The sequence below is a fragment of the Kitasatospora sp. NPDC048540 genome (assembly GCF_040651175.1).
In the GTDB taxonomy this organism is placed as follows: Bacteria; Actinomycetota; Actinomycetes; order Streptomycetales; family Streptomycetaceae; genus Kitasatospora.
Genome location: NZ_JBEZIR010000019.1, coordinates 52,893 through 68,165 on the forward strand (window position 1 = coordinate 52,893; position 15,273 = coordinate 68,165).

Consider the following 15,273-nt stretch of genomic DNA (forward strand, 5'->3'; position numbering starts at 1 on the left):
CGGGTGGGGTCTTCAGGCGGCGGACTTCGTCAGTGCAGGGCCTTCAGCCCCACCACGCCGGAGAGGATCAGCACCAGACAGGTGATCCGGGCCGCCGTCACGGCGTCGCCGAGCGCCGCCATCCCGTACAGCGCGGTGCCCACCGCACCGATACCCACCCACACGGCGTAACCCGTACCGAGCGGGATGGAACGCATCGCGTACGCCAGGCCGCCCATCGAGAGCGCCAGCGCGACCACGAACAGCGCCGTGGGCGCCGGCCTCGAGAACCCCTTGGACGCGTCCAGGGCCACCGCCCAGACCGTCTCCAGGACGCCGGCGACGATCAGAACCACCCAGGCGATCACGACGAACTCCTCCGCAGCCAGTGCGCGACAGCCGTGTGCTGCCGCTGCTGTACTGCGTCGTCTTGTCGTGCCGGGTACGACGCACCTCGTCCGGGGCCGGCGGATCTCCCGCCGTCTCCCTCCGACGGTAGCACAGCACGACACACAGAATTCATATTCGGATATTGACGGACCCCGGCCCCGGCCGCATAAGATGAATTCATCAGCACGGCGGCACGGAACAATCCGGCCGCCCCGGCGGTACCCACGACAGGAGTCGGCGATGATCAGGAGCACGGAGGCCCGCAGCGCGGCGCCCGGCACCTGCGCCCCCTGTTGCCGCCGCACCTGTTGTTGCGCCTGAGCGCCGCCCCTCCCCCTTGCCCGGCCCGGATCCATGATCCGCCGCCGCCCTCCCGGCCGTGTGCCCGAGTGGTTCAGGGAACCGCCTGCAAAGCGGTTTACGCGGGTTCGATTCCCGCCATGGCCTCCACATGCCGAATTCCCGGCCTGCGATATCCATGAATTCCCGTGGATATCGCGGACCGGGAATTCGGCATGCCCGGAATGCTTTCCAGGAGTTACGGGAGTTACAGAGGTCACGGAAGTCACGGAGATGCCGCAGGGGCGGCCCCGGTGCTCCCGGGGCCGTCCCTGCGGCTTCGCTACTGCTCGTCCTACTGCGGGATCACGACTACTCGATCACGGGCGGCAGGGCCGAGCCGCCGCGCCAGGTGTCCTCGTCCTCGACGAGGTAGTCCGGGCGGTGACCCGCTTCCTTCTTCTTGCCCTTGCCCGCACCACCGGTACCGGCACCGTGCATACCGCCCGCGCCCGCGGCACCGTTCGCACCGCGGCCCTTGCCGAGGCCGGAACCGCCCTCGGTGAACGCCCGGCCGCTCGCGCCGCCCGGCTTGGCGCCGCCGATCGTGCCGCCTGCCTTGCGGACCAGGCCGCTGCTCTTGCCGCCCGCGCCCTTGCCGCCGGCGCCCGCACCGCCGCCCATGCCGCCGCCGTGCATACCGCCGGCCCCGGCCGCACCGGCCCGGCCCTGGCCGCTGCCGGCACCGCCGACTCCGCCCGCACCGGCACCCGTACCACCGGCACCGCCGGCCGAACCGGGCCGAGGCGCACCACTGGTACCGCTCTTGGCACCGGTGCCACCGGTCAGACCGCCGCCCTTGAGGCCGCCGCCGCTGATGCCACCACCCTTGCCGCCGGTGTAACCGCCGCCGCCACCGAGACCGCCGGGGACGAAGCCGCCCCCACCGAGACCCAGGCCGCCGCCACCCGTGCCACCGCCGCCACCGATACCGGTGCCGCCACCGACACTGCCGGGGAGACCGATACCGCCGCCGCCCGGAGCGGGCGTCGTCGTCGGCGGGGTCCAGCCGTCGATACCGGTCGACGGGGGCTGGACGACGCCGCCGGGATGCGGGATCGCACCACCCGGCAGGGTCTGCCCGGGCACCGTCGGCAGGTTCGGGTTGGACGGGTCCATCCCGTGCGGCAGCCCACCGGGCAACGTCGCATGCCCCCCGGGCCCGCCGGACGACGGGCTGTCGGGGTAGGCGGGGGTGGGCATGGGGGACGGACTGACGCTGCCGGGGGTGACGGGATTGTCTGGCGGGGGCGGGAAGCCCTGCCGGTTCAGGTCCCGGCGATCCAGCTTCGGATCGTCCAACAGCCCGGCGGCCTTGTTGTACTCAGGACCGAGGTACTCCATGACGCCGATGGCGTACTGGTGCTGGATCTCGGTCGCCGAGAGGTCGCCCTGGTTCTTGTTGACGGCGTCGATCCGGTTCATGCCCGAGGCGAGGTCCGCCTTGAACTGCGCGTCCGAACGGTCGAACCCGTCACCGAGAAGCTTGGTCCCGCTCTCCCACATACCCGGGACGTGGACCTGCTTCATGGTGCTCTGCGCCTGCTGGAGCGCCTGGCCTGCCACCTTCAGCGCTGCACTGGTGTTCTGTGCGTGTGCCGCCGTGTTGGACAGCTTGGTCTGGAGCTCGCCCGCCTTGCGCGTGAACGCGCTGGCCGCGTCGCCTTCCCAGTTGGCCGTGGCGTGCTCAACCGCCTTCTGGAGATCCTGCACGGCCTGCGTGAGCTCGGCGTGCACGTTCGTCCAGTGCTCGCTGACCTCCTGGATGCGCCCCGGCTTGGCACTGTCCAGCATGTTCTTGAGCGGGATCAGGTCATAGCCGTCGAACTTCGTCGTGGGTCCGTTGCCGCCCATCTCAGGCACCTCCCTGATACTTGTTCATGGCCGACACGCCCTCGTACTCGCGGGCCTTGTAAGCCTCGTTGACGGTATGCGTCTTGTCGCCGAACTCGTTGATCAAGGAGTCCAGGTCCGCGATCATGCCCGTCAGGAACTGCTGCATGGTGCCGTGCGCGGAGTACATCGACTGAGCCTCGAGGAAGTCACCGCCGAAGTCCTCGCGGGTGACCACCGTGTTGTACTTCGCCTTGTTGCCACACTCGTTGATGCCCTGCTGGAGGGCCCGCAGCCGTGTGACGACTGCCTCCAACTCATCGGTGTTGACGCGGTATCCGTCGGACACGCGACCCTCTCCCCCTGGAAATCTTGAACTTCCCCGTGAATTCGCCCGACCGCCCGGGCGACTACTGCCTAGTTTGAGCGTTCGATGGTATCGCCTGGGGATGGTGCACTGACACACCATCAACGCTGCTGGTTACCATCCTGGTACGGATTGTTCTGGTACGGCTGCTGCTGGTGCGGCGGGAACCCCGGCTGGGGCGCCTGACCACCGTACGACTGCTGCTGCGGGTAGCCCGGCGGGGGCGCCTGACCGCCGTACGGCTGCTGGCCGGGCTGCCAGGTCGGAGCGGCGTAGGGCTGCTGAACCTGGGGCTGCCGACGACCGCTCCGCGCGAGGACGACGATCACCACGACGAGCAGTACCAGGCCGACCAGCACAGCAACGCCGATCAGCAGGTACGAGGCGCCCTTGGAGCCGGAGTCGGAGGCGGCAATCGGAGGAAGACTTCCTGCGGGCGGTGCAGATGCAGCACCGGAGGAGCCCGCGCTCGGCGCCTTGCTACCCCCACTCGACGCGGCCGCGGCCAGCGGACCCTGGGCCGAACCCGCCGGAATGTCCATCGTCAGCGCCTCGTAGGGGCGCAGGACCCCGTAACCGTAGTGCGGGTCGGGCGCCTTGGCGCCCTTAGCGGCAGACGGCATGAGGGCGGACTTGACCAGCCTGTTCGCCACCTGGCCGGCAGTCAGACTGGGGAACTTGGCCCGGACCAGAGCCGCCGCGGCCGAGACATAGGCGCTCGAATCCGAGGTTCCCTCGGCGATGCAGTACTGGCCACCGTCACAGGCACCAGAACTCACCATCTCGGTACCGGGAGCCGAGAGCAGCACCTCAGGACCGTAGTTGGAGTGGTTCCAAGCAGTGATCGACTTGTCGACCGCGGCCACGGCCAGCACGCCAGGCACATTCGCCGGCGCCTCGACCGAGCTGACGCCGTCGTTTCCGGCCGAGGACACCACGAGCACATCGTGGTCGAGCGCGTAGGCGACGGCCTCCTTCTCCGAAGCCGAGACCGGAGCGCTGGAACCCAGCGAGATGTTGATGACCTTGGCGCCGTGGTCGACGGCCCACCGGATGCCGTCTAGGAAGCTCTTGCCGCCGGAGTCGCTGTAGACCGGGAGGATCTTGGCACCGGGAGCCAGCCCCACGACCCCCGCGTTCGCTCCGTGTCCCTTGCCCGCGATCTCGCCCGCCATCTGGGTTCCGTGCGGGTCGGTCGGCTTGTGGTCGCGACCCGAACCCCCCGGGTCGTAGCCCGGGAGGACCTGGCCCGCCAGGTCCTGGTGGTTGGCGTCGACCCCGGTGTCGATGACGGCGACGATCACGCCGTCGCCCTTGCTCACCGACCACACCTTGTCCAGGGAGTAGTACTGGTTCACCCACTGGCCGTCCCGCACCTGGTCCGCCGAGGCCGTCGGTGCGGCGGTCATCAGTAGTGCGCCGGAGAGCGCCGTGGCGCCCAGTACTCGCATGGTTCTGGTCAGCGTCATCAGCACCCCGTCAGTCGGCTACCGCTACCCGTGTCTCGCAATGGCCCCCATAGGCCGGGCCGTTCGATCGTATCGCCCGTTCACCCGCTGTGTGCAGCAACCCCCGGGGCGCGGTTCGGTGGCGGACGGCCGGGGCGGGGCAACGGCCGGTCAGCCTGTGGGGTGGGGGTCCTGACTCGGCGTCTCGTACGGCGCGGCGCCGGGCGGGGCCTGGTACGGGAAGGGCGGCGGCGGGTACGGGAGGGCTGCGGCGGCGGCCGCGTTGCGGCGGCGCAGGCGGCGGGAGAGCAGCAGGGCGATCAGGGCGGGGACCGCGAGCAGCAGCAGGCCGGCCGGCGGGCTGCCGGCCGCGGGGCTGCCGGTGGTGCCGGAGCCGGAGGCGGTGGTGCGGGAGCCGGCGGGGGCGGTGGCGGCGACCGGTCGGGCGAGCGGCCCGTCGGCGGGGCCGGCCGGGATCTGCTGGGTGAGCGCCTCCAGGGGGCGCAGGATGCCGTAGCCGAAGCGCTGGTCGGGCAGGTGGGCGCCCTGGAGGCTGGGGGTGACCAGGGCGGACTTGACCAGGCGGTCGGCGACCTGGCCGGCCGTCAGGTCGGGGTACTTGGCGCGGACCAGGGCGGCGGCGCCGGAGACGTAGGCGGTGGCGTCGGACGTGCCTTCGCCGAGGCAGTACTTCTGCTCGTCGCAGGCCCCGGCGGCGACGATGCCGACGCCCGGTGCGGCCAGCATGATCTGCGGGCCGAAGCTGGACTCGGCCCAGATGTCGAGCCCGCGGTCGACGGCGGAGACGGCGAGCACGCCGGGGCTGTCGGCGGGGCTGAGCACCCGGGCCTCGCCCTCGTTGCCGGCGGCGGCGACGATCAGGACGTCGTGCTTCACGGCGTACGCGACGGCCAGGCTGAGGGAGCGGCTGGCGCCGTCCTTGCCGCCGAGCGAGATGTTGATCACCTTGGCGCCGTGGTCGACGGCCCACCTGATGTCCTCGGGCACCGCGTCGTAGCCGCGGGCGTCGTCCTTGTAGATCGGCAGGATCTTCACGCCGGGGGCTATGCCGACCACGCCGTCCGCGCCGCCGGCGCCGTGGCCGTGACCGGCGATCAGGCTGGCCATGCTGGTGCCGTGCGGGTCGGCCGGGCTGGTGTTGAGGCCCTTGCCGCTGGGGTCGTAGCCGGGCAGCACCTGGCCGGTGAGGTCGGGGTGGCCGGCGTCGACGCCGCTGTCGATGACCGCGACGACCACGCCCTCGCCCTTGGTCACCTGCCAGACCTGGTCCAGCTTGAAGTAGGTGTTGGCCCACTGTTCTTCGCGCAGGTCGTCCGCGGCGGCCACCGGTGCACCGGCGTACAGCGCCACGCCGGTCAGCAGTGCGGCGCCGGCCATCCGCTGCGCTCGGCCGAGCAGCATCGTCCCCGTCCCCCTTCACCGGCCGCGCGGCCGGTCCCTGTCAGCTGGAAGCAGCGATGGTACCGGCCCCGACCTGCGGTGACGCGCGGTTTCCGGGCCACTCCCCCGACCGGGGACACCGACCGGCGACATCGACCGGGGACACCGGTCCGGGACGCTCCCGCCGGGGGCACCGGCCGGGCCGGGCCCGGGGCACCAGCCGGGAAGCGGTCCGGCGCGCCGTCCCGGAGCCGGTCAGCCGGCGATGGCGTCCTCGGGCAGGATCGGCAGCCGGCCGACCGGCAGGCCGGTGGCGGCCCGGACGGCCGCCGCCACGGCGGCCGGGGCGACCACGGCGGGCGGGGCGCTGACCGCCTTGGCGCCGAAGGTGGCGACCACGTCGCGCTCCTCCAGCAGGGCGGCGATCCGGATCTCCGGGGTGTCCAGGGCGGTCGGGAGCCGGTAGCCGGTGAGCGAGGGGTTGACCAGCCGGCCGCCCTCGGTGCGCAGGTCCTCCAGCAGCGCGAGGCCGACGCCCTGGGCGACCCCGGCTTCGATCCGGTCCTCGATCTGGCGCGGGTTGAGCGCCCGGCCGACGTCCTGGGCGACCGTCATCTCGACCACCCGGACCGCGCCGAGCTCGATGTCGACGTCGACCACGGCCCGCATCGCGCAGAACGCGATGGAGACGAAGGCGTCGCCCTGACCGGCCTCGTCCAGCGGCTCGGTCGGGTGCGGGCGGCACTGGGCGGTGGCCCACAGTTCGCGGCCCTCCAGCGCCTCGGCGACCGGCATCCCGAGCACCCCGTCGTAGGAGGTGATCTTGCCGTCGGCGATGGTGAGCAGTTCGACGGACATGCCGAAGTTGGCGGCGATCGGCTGCAGCATCTGGTGGCGGACCATCACGGCGGCCCGCTCGACCGCGCCGCCGGACACCCAGGTGTGCCGGCCGCGGGCGGACGGGCCGGCGCCGGACTGGTCGCTGTCGACCGGCGCGATGTAGACCTCGCTGACGCCGAGCACGGACTGCACGATCTGCCGGGCGAGGGTGGCGAAGCCCTGGCCGGAGTCGACGGCGGCGCAGATCACGGTGGCGTGGTCGCCGTTGACCCGGACGGTGGCGGTGGAGACCTCGTCCTCGCCCTCGGCGCCGAGCATGTGCACCATGCCGACGGCGTAGCCGATGCCGCGCCGGACGGCGGCCGGGTCGCCCGCGCCGCCGGGGCCGCCGGGCAGCAGCCAGTCGGCCTCGGGGTCGTCGACCGGGAGGGCGGGCAGCGGCTGTCCGGCGATGGCGTCGAGCAGGGCCTCGACCGGGGCCGGGCAGGTGACGGGCTGTCCGGTGGGCAGTGGGTCGCCGGTGGCCATCGCGTTGCGGCGGCGGATCTCCAGCGGGTCGATGCCGACCCGGGCGGCCAGCTGGTCGAGCTGGGACTCGTACGCGAAGCAGGCCTGCAGGGCGCCCTCGCCGCGCATCCGGCCGGCCGGCGGGTTGTTGGTGCGCACCGCCCAGGCGTCGACGAAGACGTTGGGGCAGGTGTACGGGCCGACCGAGAAGGCGGTGGCGGCGGCCAGCGCCTCGGCGGAGACGTCGGCGTAGGCGCCGCCGTCCAGCAGGATCTGCGCCTCGACCTTGACCAGGCGGCCCTCGGCGTCGGCGTGGTGCCGGTAGCGCAGCAGGGCGGGGTGGCGGGTGGTGTGGGTGTGGAAGGACTCCTCGCGGGTGAGGGTCATCTTCACCGGGCGGCCGGTGCGCAGCGCGAGCAGGGCCAGGGTGACCTGAAAGGAGAGGTCTTCGCGGTCGGCGGTGGCGCCGGGGACACCGGTGACGACCAGCCGGACCCGGTCGGGTTCCAGGCCGAGGCAGGCGGCGGTGCGGTCGCGGTCGCCGTGCGGGTCGGTGGTGGAGAGGTGGAGTTCGACGCCGCCGTCGGGGCGGGGGACGGCGAGGCCGGCCTCGGCGCCGATCGGGGCCGGGTCCTGGCGGCCGACCTGGTAGAGCCCTTCGACGACGATCTCGCCGACCGCCTCGGGGTCGCCGGTGCGCAGCGGCAGGTGGCGGAAGAGGTTGCCGTCGGGGTGCAGCGGCGGGGCGTTGAAGGCGGCCTCGGGGTCGGTGACGGCCTCCAGCGGCTCGTACTCGACCACGATCAGCGAGGCGGCCAGCCGCGCGGTGTCGGGGTGGTCGGCGGCGACGGCGGCGACGGGTTCGCCGTGGTGGCGGACCACGCCGGCGGCCAGGATCGGGCGGTCGGCGACGATCGGGCCGTGCGGGGCACCGTCGGCGGTGCCGTCGGGCCCGGGCGGCAGGTCGGCGGCGGTGACCACGGTGTGGACGCCGGGGACGGCGAGCGCGGCCGAGATGTCGACGGCGGCGATCCGGGCGTGCGGGTGCGGGGAGCGCAGGACCGCGCCCCAGAGCAGCCCCTCGGCCCAGAGGTCGGCGGCGTACGGGTAGATGCCGAGCGCCTTGGGCAGGGCGTCGGTGCGCAGCGGGGAGCTGCCCAGGCCGAAGGGCTCGGCGGCGGGCCCGTTCTCCTCGGGTGCGGCGGCGGGGGCGGCGGCCGGCGCGAGGTCGGTGGGCGAGGTCATGCGTGGCGGTCCTCAGGGATGGGGGCCACCCCGGGTGCTGGCTGGGGGTGGATGCCGTGGGCGGGGGTGCTGCCGTCGTAGCCGGGGGTCTCGTGGCCGGGGGTCTCGTAGACCGGGCCGTCGTACCCGGGTCCGTCGTATCCGGGTCCGTCGTATCCGGGTCCGTCGTATCCGGGGGCTGCGTACCCGGGACCGTCGTACACCGGGGCGTCGTAGCCGGAGCCGTCGTAGCCGGTGCCGGGGTAGCCCGCCGGGTCGTAGCCGCCCGCCGGGTGGGCGGGGGCGTGGCCGGGCAGCTGGTGGCCCTGCGGGTAGCCGGGGTGCCCGGTGCCGTGGGGGGGTGTGGGCAGGTACGGGGTGCCGTGGGCGGGGGTGGTGTCGGGGCCGGGGCCGTCGTGCGCGATGCCGTGCGCGGGGGTGGCCTCGTAGCCGGGGGCGCCCTGGTAGCCGGGGAGCCGGAAGTGGCCGGTGTCGTGGCCGGTGGGCTGCGGCGGTACGACGGGGTGGTTCCCGGTCCCGTACCCGGCCGGGTCGTAGCCGGGCGGCTGGTGGGCGGCGTGGTGGCCGTCGGCGGGGTGGGCGGCGCTGTAGACGCCGGTGCCCGCGGCGGTGGGCTGGTCGGGCTGGAACTGCTCGGCCTCGACCCACAGCTCGGAGTCGGCGTAGAGCGGCAGTTCGCCGGCCAGCGGGAGGTCGGCGACGGACTGCGCGACCGGCTGGGCGGGCGGCTGCCGGTCGTCGAGGTGGCCGGAACGCTGCGGCGCCACACCCGGCAGGGTGTCGCCGGGCAGGGTGTCGTCGAGCCGTCCGGCGGCGTCCCGCGCGGAGGTGTCGGGCGCGCCGGGGTCCTGGGCGGCGGCGTCCTGCGCGGCGGCCTCGGCCGCCTCGGCCTCCGCCTCCAGTTCGGCCTCGCGCTGCTCGGCGACGCTCTGGACGGCGGCCAGCACGCCCCGGTAGCCGGTGCAGCGGCAGAGGTTGCCGCACAGCGCCTGGCGGGCCTCGACGTCGCTGGGCCGGTGGTTGCGCTGGAGCAGGTCGTGGACGGCCATCGCGAGGCCCGGGGTGCAGTAGCCGCACTGGACGGCGCCGGACTCGGCGAGCGCCCGCTGGACGTCGCTGGGGCCGCCGGACTCCGCCAGCCCCTCGACGGTGGCGATCTCGCTGTCGGCCGCCAGCGCGGCGGGCACCAGGCAGCCGGCCACCAGCTGGCCGTCGACCTGCACCGAGCAGGCCCCGCACTCGCCCTGCTCGCAGCCGCCCTTGGCGCCGGCCAGGCCGAGCCGCTCGCGCAGCACGTACAGCAGGCTCTCGCCGATCCAGGCCTCGGTGACGGGCCGTTCGAAGCCGTTGACGCGCAGCGTGTAGGAGGCGCACGGGCGTACGTCGCCGGCCAGCCCGGCAGGCTGCCCGGCCGGCTGCTCGATCGTCGGGTGGTCCGTCACTTCAGTGCCCTTCCCAGTGCCCGGCGGGCCAGTACGGCCACGGTACGCCGCAGCCGGACGGCGGTGGCGCTCGGCCCCTCGCCCGCGCCCTCGAGGGCGCCGTCGGGGATGCAGGCCCCCGCGACGTACTCGCCGAAGGCGGCCAGTGCGGCGGGGTCGATGGTGGTGGCGCCGTCCTCGCCGCGGGCGTCCCAGTCGATGCAGCCGGCCACCCAGGCCTCGGCCTCCAGCGGGCGCAGCGGCACCGGGGCGACGGCGCCGACGGCGCAGCGCACGGCTCGGCGGGCGGGGTCGAGGACGAGGGCGACGGAGGCGGTGGCGCGGGCCGGGCCGCTGCGGCCGGTGGACTTCAGGAAGACCTGGGGGGCGTGCAGCAGCGGCACCCGGACCCAGGTGAGCAGTTCGCCGGGGCGCAGCGGGTCGAGGCCGGTGAGCAGGTGGCTGACGGGCACCTCGCGGGTGGACCCGGCGCGGGCGAGGGTCGCGGTGGCCTCGAGCGCGGCGAGGACGGGGAGGGTGTCGCCGGTGGCGGCGGCGGTGGCGAGGTTGCCGCCGAGGGTGCCGACGTTGCGGACCTGCGGGGGGCCGGCGGTGCGGGCGGCGTCGGCGAGCGCGGGGATCAGCGCGGCGAAGTCGGGACGGTCCATCCGGGCGTGGGTGAGGCCGGCGCCGAGGACGGCGGTGCCGCCGTCCTCGTAGCGCCAGCCGCGCAGTTCGGTGATCCGGCCGAGGCCGATCAGGGCGGCGGGGCGGAGCCGGCCGGCGTTGACGGCCTCCATCAGGTCGGTGGCGCCCGCCACCGGAACCGCGCCCGGGGTGGCGGCCAGCGCCTCGACGGCCTCGTCGACCGAGGCCGGCAGCATGATCGTCCGGTTCACCAGGATTCCACCGTGCTCCACTTGCTCATCAACTGCCCGGCCCTCCCGCGGCCTCGGTCGTCCGTCGGCCGGGGACGCCCTCGGGCGGTGCGACCTGGCCCGTAGGGTACGGGCGATCGGGCCGGGTTGGGCAACTCTGGCACACAATGTTCGGTGATCATTTCCCGGGTCTCGGGCGGCCGCCGGGAATCCCGGACAAGTCAGGGCAATTGTCGGTCACTCACCGTCGACAGCCGGTCGACTGTTCACCTGATCTTGACGTCACCGGACACCCGGGGGTTCCCCGCCGCCGTCCCCCGCGCACCCTCGCGCGCGGGGGACGGGCGGCCGGGCTCAGACGGCCGGCGGCGGGCCGTCGGACGGGCGGCCGACCACCCCGGGCCGGCGCTGCCAGGGGCGGGGGCCTTCGGGGCGGCGGTACTCGACGCCGAGCGCGTCCAGGCGCCGGTAGTGGGCGGCCATCCGGCGCTCGAAGCCGGCGAAGTCGCGGGCCGCCGGGTCCCGCGGCAGGTCGGACCAGGCCACCTCGGCGAAGGCCGCCAGCCGCGGGAAGGCCCGGTAGTCGACGTCCCGGGCGTCGTCCATGAACTCGGTCCACAGGTTGGCCTGGGTGCCCAGGATGTGGGCGGCGGCCGCGTTGTCCAGCTCGGCCGGGACCGGTTCGAAGCGGTAGACGTCCTCCAGGGTGCGGACGTACCCGACCGGGATCGGCTCGTCCTCGCCGGGCGCCTGCCGGTGGTCCAGGTAGACGTACTGCTCCGGGCACATCACCACGTCGTGCCCGGCCCTGGCGGCCGCCACCCCGCCCGCGTACCCGCGCCAGGAGGACACCGCGGCGCCGGGCGCGAGGCCGCCCTCCAGGATCTCGTCCCAGCCGATCAGCCGTCGTCCGCGCTCGGCCAGCCAGCCGTCGAAGTGCCGGATGAACCAGCTCTGCAGCTCCTCCTCGTCGGCCAGCCCGAGCTCCTTGATCCGGGCCTGGGCGGCCGGGCTGGCCCGCCACTGCTCCTTGGGGCACTCGTCGCCGCCGAGGTGGACGAACCGGGACGGGAAGACCTCCAGCACCTCCTCCAGGACTCCCTCGAAGAAGCGAAGGGTCCGCTCGGAGACGTTCAGCACATTGGGGTTGATCCCCCAGTCCGTCCACACCCCGAGCGCGGCGGTGTCCACCACGTCGGTGTTGCCGAGTTCCGGGTAGGCGGCGATGGCGGCCTGCGAGTGGCCCGGCAGGTCGATCTCGGGGACGACGGTGATGTGCCGCTTGGCCGCGTACGCGACGATCTCGCGCAGGTCGTCCTTGGTGTAGTAGCCGCCGTGCGGTCGGTCGTCGCGGCGGTCGGCGGCCCGGAAGCCGACCATCGAGCGCTCCCGCCAGGCGCCGACCTCGGTGAGCCGCGGGTAGCGCTCGATCTCGATCCGCCAGCCCTGGTCGTCGGTCAGGTGCAGGTGCAGGACGTTGAGCTTGTGGGCGGCCATCAGGTCGAGGAAGCGCAGCACGTCCGACTTGGGCAGGAAGTGCCGGGAGACGTCCAGCAGGACCCCGCGCCAGCCGAACCGGGGCGCGTCCTCGATCGAGACGCTCGGGACCCGCCACGGCTCGCCGGTGATCGGCGCCCGGCGGAACGCGGCCGGGCCGAGCAGCTGGCGGAAGGTCTGCGCGGCGTAGAACAGGCCGGGCCGCCCGCCTCCGGCGAGCCGGGCGCCGTACACGTCGACGGTGATCCGGTAGGCCTCACGGCCGCGCTCGGCGCGCAGCCGCTCGTCGAGGACCAGGGTGACCGAGTCCGCGGACCGGTTCGCCTGCTCCGGCGTGCAGGCGTCGAGGGTGAAGCCGGTCGCGGCGGAGAGCTCGGAACGCAGCCAGCGGGCCACGCCCTGGGCGCCCTGGTCGGCGCCGATCCGGGTGGTCGGCCGGAGCTGGAACGTCCACTCGTGGGGCTCCCACTCGTCGACGTGGTTCGGGGCGGGGATGAGATCCATGCGGCTCATCCTGCCCCGCCACCACCCGAGTGGCATAGACCAATGTCCGGGCCGGTCGGCCCGGGCCCGGCAGCCGGCCGGGCTCAGCCCTGGTTGTCGTCGCCGCCCTTGGGGGTGCCGAGTCCCTCGAAGATCTCCTTGCACATCGGGCAGACCGGGTACTTCTTCGGGTCGCGGCCCGGGACCCAGACCTTGCCGCAGAGCGCCACCACGGGGCTGCCGGAGAGCGCGCTCTCCATGATCTTGTCCTTCTGGACGTAGTGCGCGAAGCGCTCGTGGTCGCCGTCGCCGTGCGACACCTGGGGGACGGGCTCGACCAGGGTGCCGGTGCCGAGGCCGCGCTCGGGCTCAAGAGTGCTCATGGGTGCCAATTCTATGGCGGCCGCCGGGAACCGGGCCAGTACCGCCCCGGCGGGCCCCGGGAGCGGGCTCGCGGCCTAGTTCAGCGTCGGGTTGTCCGGGTACGTGGCGAGCATCGCCAGCGGGCCGCGCTGGCGGCGCAGCACCGAGCGCCAGAGCCGGTCCGGGTCGGGGCAGGAGACGTCGCCGGGCTCGCAGTCGGCGAGGTACCAGGCGCCGTCCGCGATCTCCGCCTCCAGCTGGCCGGGCGACCAGCCCGCGTAGCCGGCGAACACCCGCAGCGCCCCGAGTTCGCCCGCCAGCACCTCCGGCGGGGCCTCCAGATCGACCAGCCCGATGGCGCCGTGCACCCGGCGCCAGCCGAGCGGTTCGGCGTGACCCTCCTCACCCGGGACGACCGCGATGGCGAGCGCCGAGTCGAGCGCGACCGGCCCGCCCTGGAAGATCACCGACGGCTGTCCGGTCAGCTCCGCCCAGGCGTCCAGGACCGCGGCGACCTCCACCGGGGTCGGCCGGTTCAGCACCACGCCGAGCGCGCCCTGCGGGTCGTGGTCGAGGAGAAGCACCACGGTACGGGCGAAGTTGGGGTCGGTGAGGACCGGGGTCGCGACGAGCAGTCGGCCGGTGTGCGTGGGGGCCGGTGTCATGCCAGACATGATTCCGCAGCCGGGCCGGGGAAGGGCGTCCAACACGGAACCTCCGCGAACCGCTTCCCCACCCGTTCGGCCCAGTCGGCAGCCCGCCGGAGGCCGCCCGGGAGCATGATCACCAAAGGGACACACGGGAACCAATCGCCCGCCTACTACCATCTACGTTTGGTGGTGCGCATTTCGCGGGTGGAACCCGTCCCACAGCGGTCCCAGAAGCCCGCCGCCTCCGCCCTGTCCTCCCCCCGGCACCCGGATTGCGAGAACGATGATCGACGACGTCCTGCTGGTCCACGGCGGTAATCCGCTCGAAGGCGAGATCCAGATCCGTGGTGCGAAGAACCTGGTCCCCAAGGCCATGGTCGCCGCGCTGCTCGGCCAGGGCCCCAGCAGGCTGCGCAACGTCCCCGACATCCGTGATGTCAAGGTGGTGCGCGGCCTGCTCCAGCTGCACGGGGTGACCGTGCGGACCGGCGACGAGGACGGCGAGCTGATCCTCGACCCCTCGCACGTGGAGAGCGCCAACGTCGCCGACATCGACGCGCACGCCGGCTCCTCGCGCATCCCGATCCTGTTCTGCGGCCCGCTGCTGCACCGGCTCGGCCACGCGTTCATCCCGGGCCTGGGCGGCTGCGACATCGGCGGCCGGCCGGTCGACTTCCACTTCGAGGTGCTGCGCCAGTTCGGCGCGCAGATCGAGAAGCACCCGCAGGGCACCTACCTGGTCGCCCCGCAGCGGCTGCGCGGCACCAAGATCGAGCTGCCGTTCCCCTCGGTCGGCGCGACCGAGCAGGTGCTGCTCACCGCCGTCCTCGCCGAGGGCGTCACCGAGCTGCGCAACGCGGCCATCGAGCCGGAGATCGTCGACCTGATCTGCGTGCTGCAGAAGATGGGCGCGATCATCTCGATGGGCACCGACCGCACCATCCTGATCACCGGTGTGGACGAGCTCGGCGGCTACAACCACCGCGCCCTGCCGGACCGCCTCGAGGCGGCCTCCTGGGCCTGCGCGGCGCTGGCCACCAAGGGCGACATCTACGTCCGCGGCGCCCGCCAGCTGGAGATGATGACCTTCCTGAACACCTTCCGGAAGGTCGGCGGCGCCTTCGAGGTGGACGACGAAGGCATCCGGTTCTGGCACCCGGGCGGCGAGCTCAAGGCGATCGCCCTGGAGACCGACGTGCACCCCGGCTTCCAGACCGACTGGCAGCAGCCGCTGGTGGTCGCGCTCACCCAGGCCAACGGCCTGTCCATCGTGCACGAGACGGTGTACGAGTCGCGGCTCGGCTTCACCGGCGCGCTGAACCAGATGGGCGCCCACATCCAGCTGTACCGCGAGTGCCTGGGCGGCACCCCGTGCCGCTTCGGCGCCCGCAACTTCAAGCACTCGGCGGTCGTCTCCGGCCCGTCCAAGCTGCTCGGCGGCGAGCTGGTCATCCCGGACCTGCGCGGCGGCTTCTCGTACCTGATCGCGGCGCTGGCGGCCGAGGGCACCTCGACCGTGCACGGCATCGACCTGATCAACCGCGGCTACGAGAACTTCATGTCCAAGCTGCGCGACCTCGGGGCGCACGTCGAGCTGCCCAGCGAGGAGCTGGTCGCGACCGCCTGACGGCC

At 73.5% G+C, this 15,273-nt stretch carries 11 protein-coding genes, 1 tRNA gene, 1 pseudogene and 1 riboswitch; of the genes and pseudogenes, 2 read left to right on the forward strand and 11 right to left on the reverse strand.

From position 1 onward, the window contains the following. Positions 1 to 29 precede the first annotated feature (29 nt). Complete coding sequence (locus AB0D08_RS10760; RefSeq protein WP_033821696.1) at positions 30 to 344, reverse strand: SMR family transporter; 315 nt, start codon at positions 342 to 344, stop codon at positions 30 to 32. Between the two features lie 54 nt (positions 345 to 398). Continuing rightward, a riboswitch (guanidine-III (ykkC-III) riboswitch) is annotated at positions 399 to 465 on the reverse strand. Positions 466 to 744: 279 nt separating this feature from the next. Between AB0D08_RS10760 and AB0D08_RS10765 the strand changes: the two genes are divergently transcribed. Then, positions 745 to 819 (forward strand) — tRNA-Cys (locus AB0D08_RS10765). A gap of 201 nt (positions 820 to 1,020) precedes the next feature. Here the strand turns inward: AB0D08_RS10765 and AB0D08_RS10770 are convergent. The 10 genes and pseudogenes from AB0D08_RS10770 to AB0D08_RS10815 all read right to left on the reverse strand — a co-directional run bounded on the left by AB0D08_RS10770 (position 1,021) and on the right by AB0D08_RS10815 (position 13,665). Continuing rightward, entirely contained in the window at positions 1,021 to 2,562 is a 1,542-nt protein-coding gene (locus tag AB0D08_RS10770; protein WP_359887702.1) for a WXG100 family type VII secretion target, read from the reverse strand. Position 2,563: 1 nt separating this feature from the next. Next, positions 2,564 to 2,890: a hypothetical protein gene (locus tag AB0D08_RS10775; RefSeq protein WP_359887704.1), complete on the reverse strand. Its 327-nt coding sequence runs from the start codon at positions 2,888 to 2,890 to the stop codon at positions 2,564 to 2,566. A gap of 119 nt (positions 2,891 to 3,009) precedes the next feature. Further along, positions 3,010 to 4,377 (reverse strand): S8 family serine peptidase, encoded by a 1,368-nt coding sequence (locus AB0D08_RS10780; RefSeq protein ID WP_359887707.1) that lies wholly within the window; start codon positions 4,375 to 4,377, stop codon positions 3,010 to 3,012. Positions 4,378 to 4,527: 150 nt separating this feature from the next. Further along, on the reverse strand, positions 4,528 to 5,778 hold the full coding sequence (locus AB0D08_RS10785; protein WP_082526696.1) for a S8 family serine peptidase: 1,251 nt from the start codon (positions 5,776 to 5,778) through the stop codon (positions 4,528 to 4,530). Positions 5,779 to 6,012: 234 nt separating this feature from the next. Further along, on the reverse strand, positions 6,013 to 8,349 hold the full coding sequence (locus tag AB0D08_RS10790) for a xanthine dehydrogenase family protein molybdopterin-binding subunit (RefSeq protein ID WP_033821685.1): 2,337 nt from the start codon (positions 8,347 to 8,349) through the stop codon (positions 6,013 to 6,015). Between the two features lie 908 nt (positions 8,350 to 9,257). Continuing rightward, positions 9,258 to 9,719: pseudogene (locus AB0D08_RS10795) on the reverse strand ((2Fe-2S)-binding protein); the annotation flags it as partial. A gap of 68 nt (positions 9,720 to 9,787) precedes the next feature. Next, positions 9,788 to 10,654: an FAD binding domain-containing protein gene (locus tag AB0D08_RS10800; RefSeq protein WP_051813871.1), complete on the reverse strand. Its 867-nt coding sequence runs from the start codon at positions 10,652 to 10,654 to the stop codon at positions 9,788 to 9,790. A gap of 348 nt (positions 10,655 to 11,002) precedes the next feature. Further along, positions 11,003 to 12,649, reverse strand: coding sequence for a beta-N-acetylhexosaminidase (locus AB0D08_RS10805; RefSeq protein ID WP_359887710.1), 1,647 nt, complete (start codon positions 12,647 to 12,649; stop codon positions 11,003 to 11,005). Between the two features lie 83 nt (positions 12,650 to 12,732). After that, on the reverse strand, positions 12,733 to 13,011 hold the full coding sequence (locus AB0D08_RS10810) for a DUF3039 domain-containing protein (protein ID WP_033823860.1): 279 nt from the start codon (positions 13,009 to 13,011) through the stop codon (positions 12,733 to 12,735). A gap of 75 nt (positions 13,012 to 13,086) precedes the next feature. Then, positions 13,087 to 13,665 carry a YqgE/AlgH family protein gene (locus AB0D08_RS10815; RefSeq protein ID WP_033823861.1) on the reverse strand — a complete coding sequence of 193 codons (579 nt, stop codon included), beginning with the start codon at positions 13,663 to 13,665 and terminating at the stop codon, positions 13,087 to 13,089. A gap of 259 nt (positions 13,666 to 13,924) precedes the next feature. On the opposite strand from AB0D08_RS10815, the gene murA reads away from it, so the two are divergent. Further along, complete coding sequence (gene murA / locus AB0D08_RS10820) at positions 13,925 to 15,268, forward strand: UDP-N-acetylglucosamine 1-carboxyvinyltransferase (protein ID WP_033823862.1); 1,344 nt, start codon at positions 13,925 to 13,927, stop codon at positions 15,266 to 15,268. Positions 15,269 to 15,273: the final 5 nt, after the last annotated feature.

What these genes read in the sequence shown, in the direction of transcription:
- AB0D08_RS10770 (WP_359887702.1), bottom strand. Translation starts at nt 2,562, where the DNA reads ATGGGCGGCAACGGACCCACGACGAAGTTCGACGGCTATGACCTGATC.
- AB0D08_RS10780 (WP_359887707.1), bottom strand. Translation starts at nt 4,377, where the DNA reads ATGACGCTGACCAGAACCATGCGAGTACTGGGCGCCACGGCGCTCTCC.
- AB0D08_RS10785 (WP_082526696.1), bottom strand. Translation starts at nt 5,778, where the DNA reads ATGCTGCTCGGCCGAGCGCAGCGGATGGCCGGCGCCGCACTGCTGACC.
- AB0D08_RS10790 (WP_033821685.1), bottom strand. Translation starts at nt 8,349, where the DNA reads ATGACCTCGCCCACCGACCTCGCGCCGGCCGCCGCCCCCGCCGCCGCA.
- AB0D08_RS10800 (WP_051813871.1), bottom strand. Translation starts at nt 10,654, where the DNA reads ATGCTGCCGGCCTCGGTCGACGAGGCCGTCGAGGCGCTGGCCGCCACC.
- AB0D08_RS10805 (WP_359887710.1), bottom strand. Translation starts at nt 12,649, where the DNA reads ATGGATCTCATCCCCGCCCCGAACCACGTCGACGAGTGGGAGCCCCAC.
- AB0D08_RS10810 (WP_033823860.1), bottom strand. Translation starts at nt 13,011, where the DNA reads ATGAGCACTCTTGAGCCCGAGCGCGGCCTCGGCACCGGCACCCTGGTC.
- AB0D08_RS10815 (WP_033823861.1), bottom strand. Translation starts at nt 13,665, where the DNA reads ATGTCTGGCATGACACCGGCCCCCACGCACACCGGCCGACTGCTCGTC.
- murA (WP_033823862.1), top strand. Translation starts at nt 13,925, where the DNA reads ATGATCGACGACGTCCTGCTGGTCCACGGCGGTAATCCGCTCGAAGGC.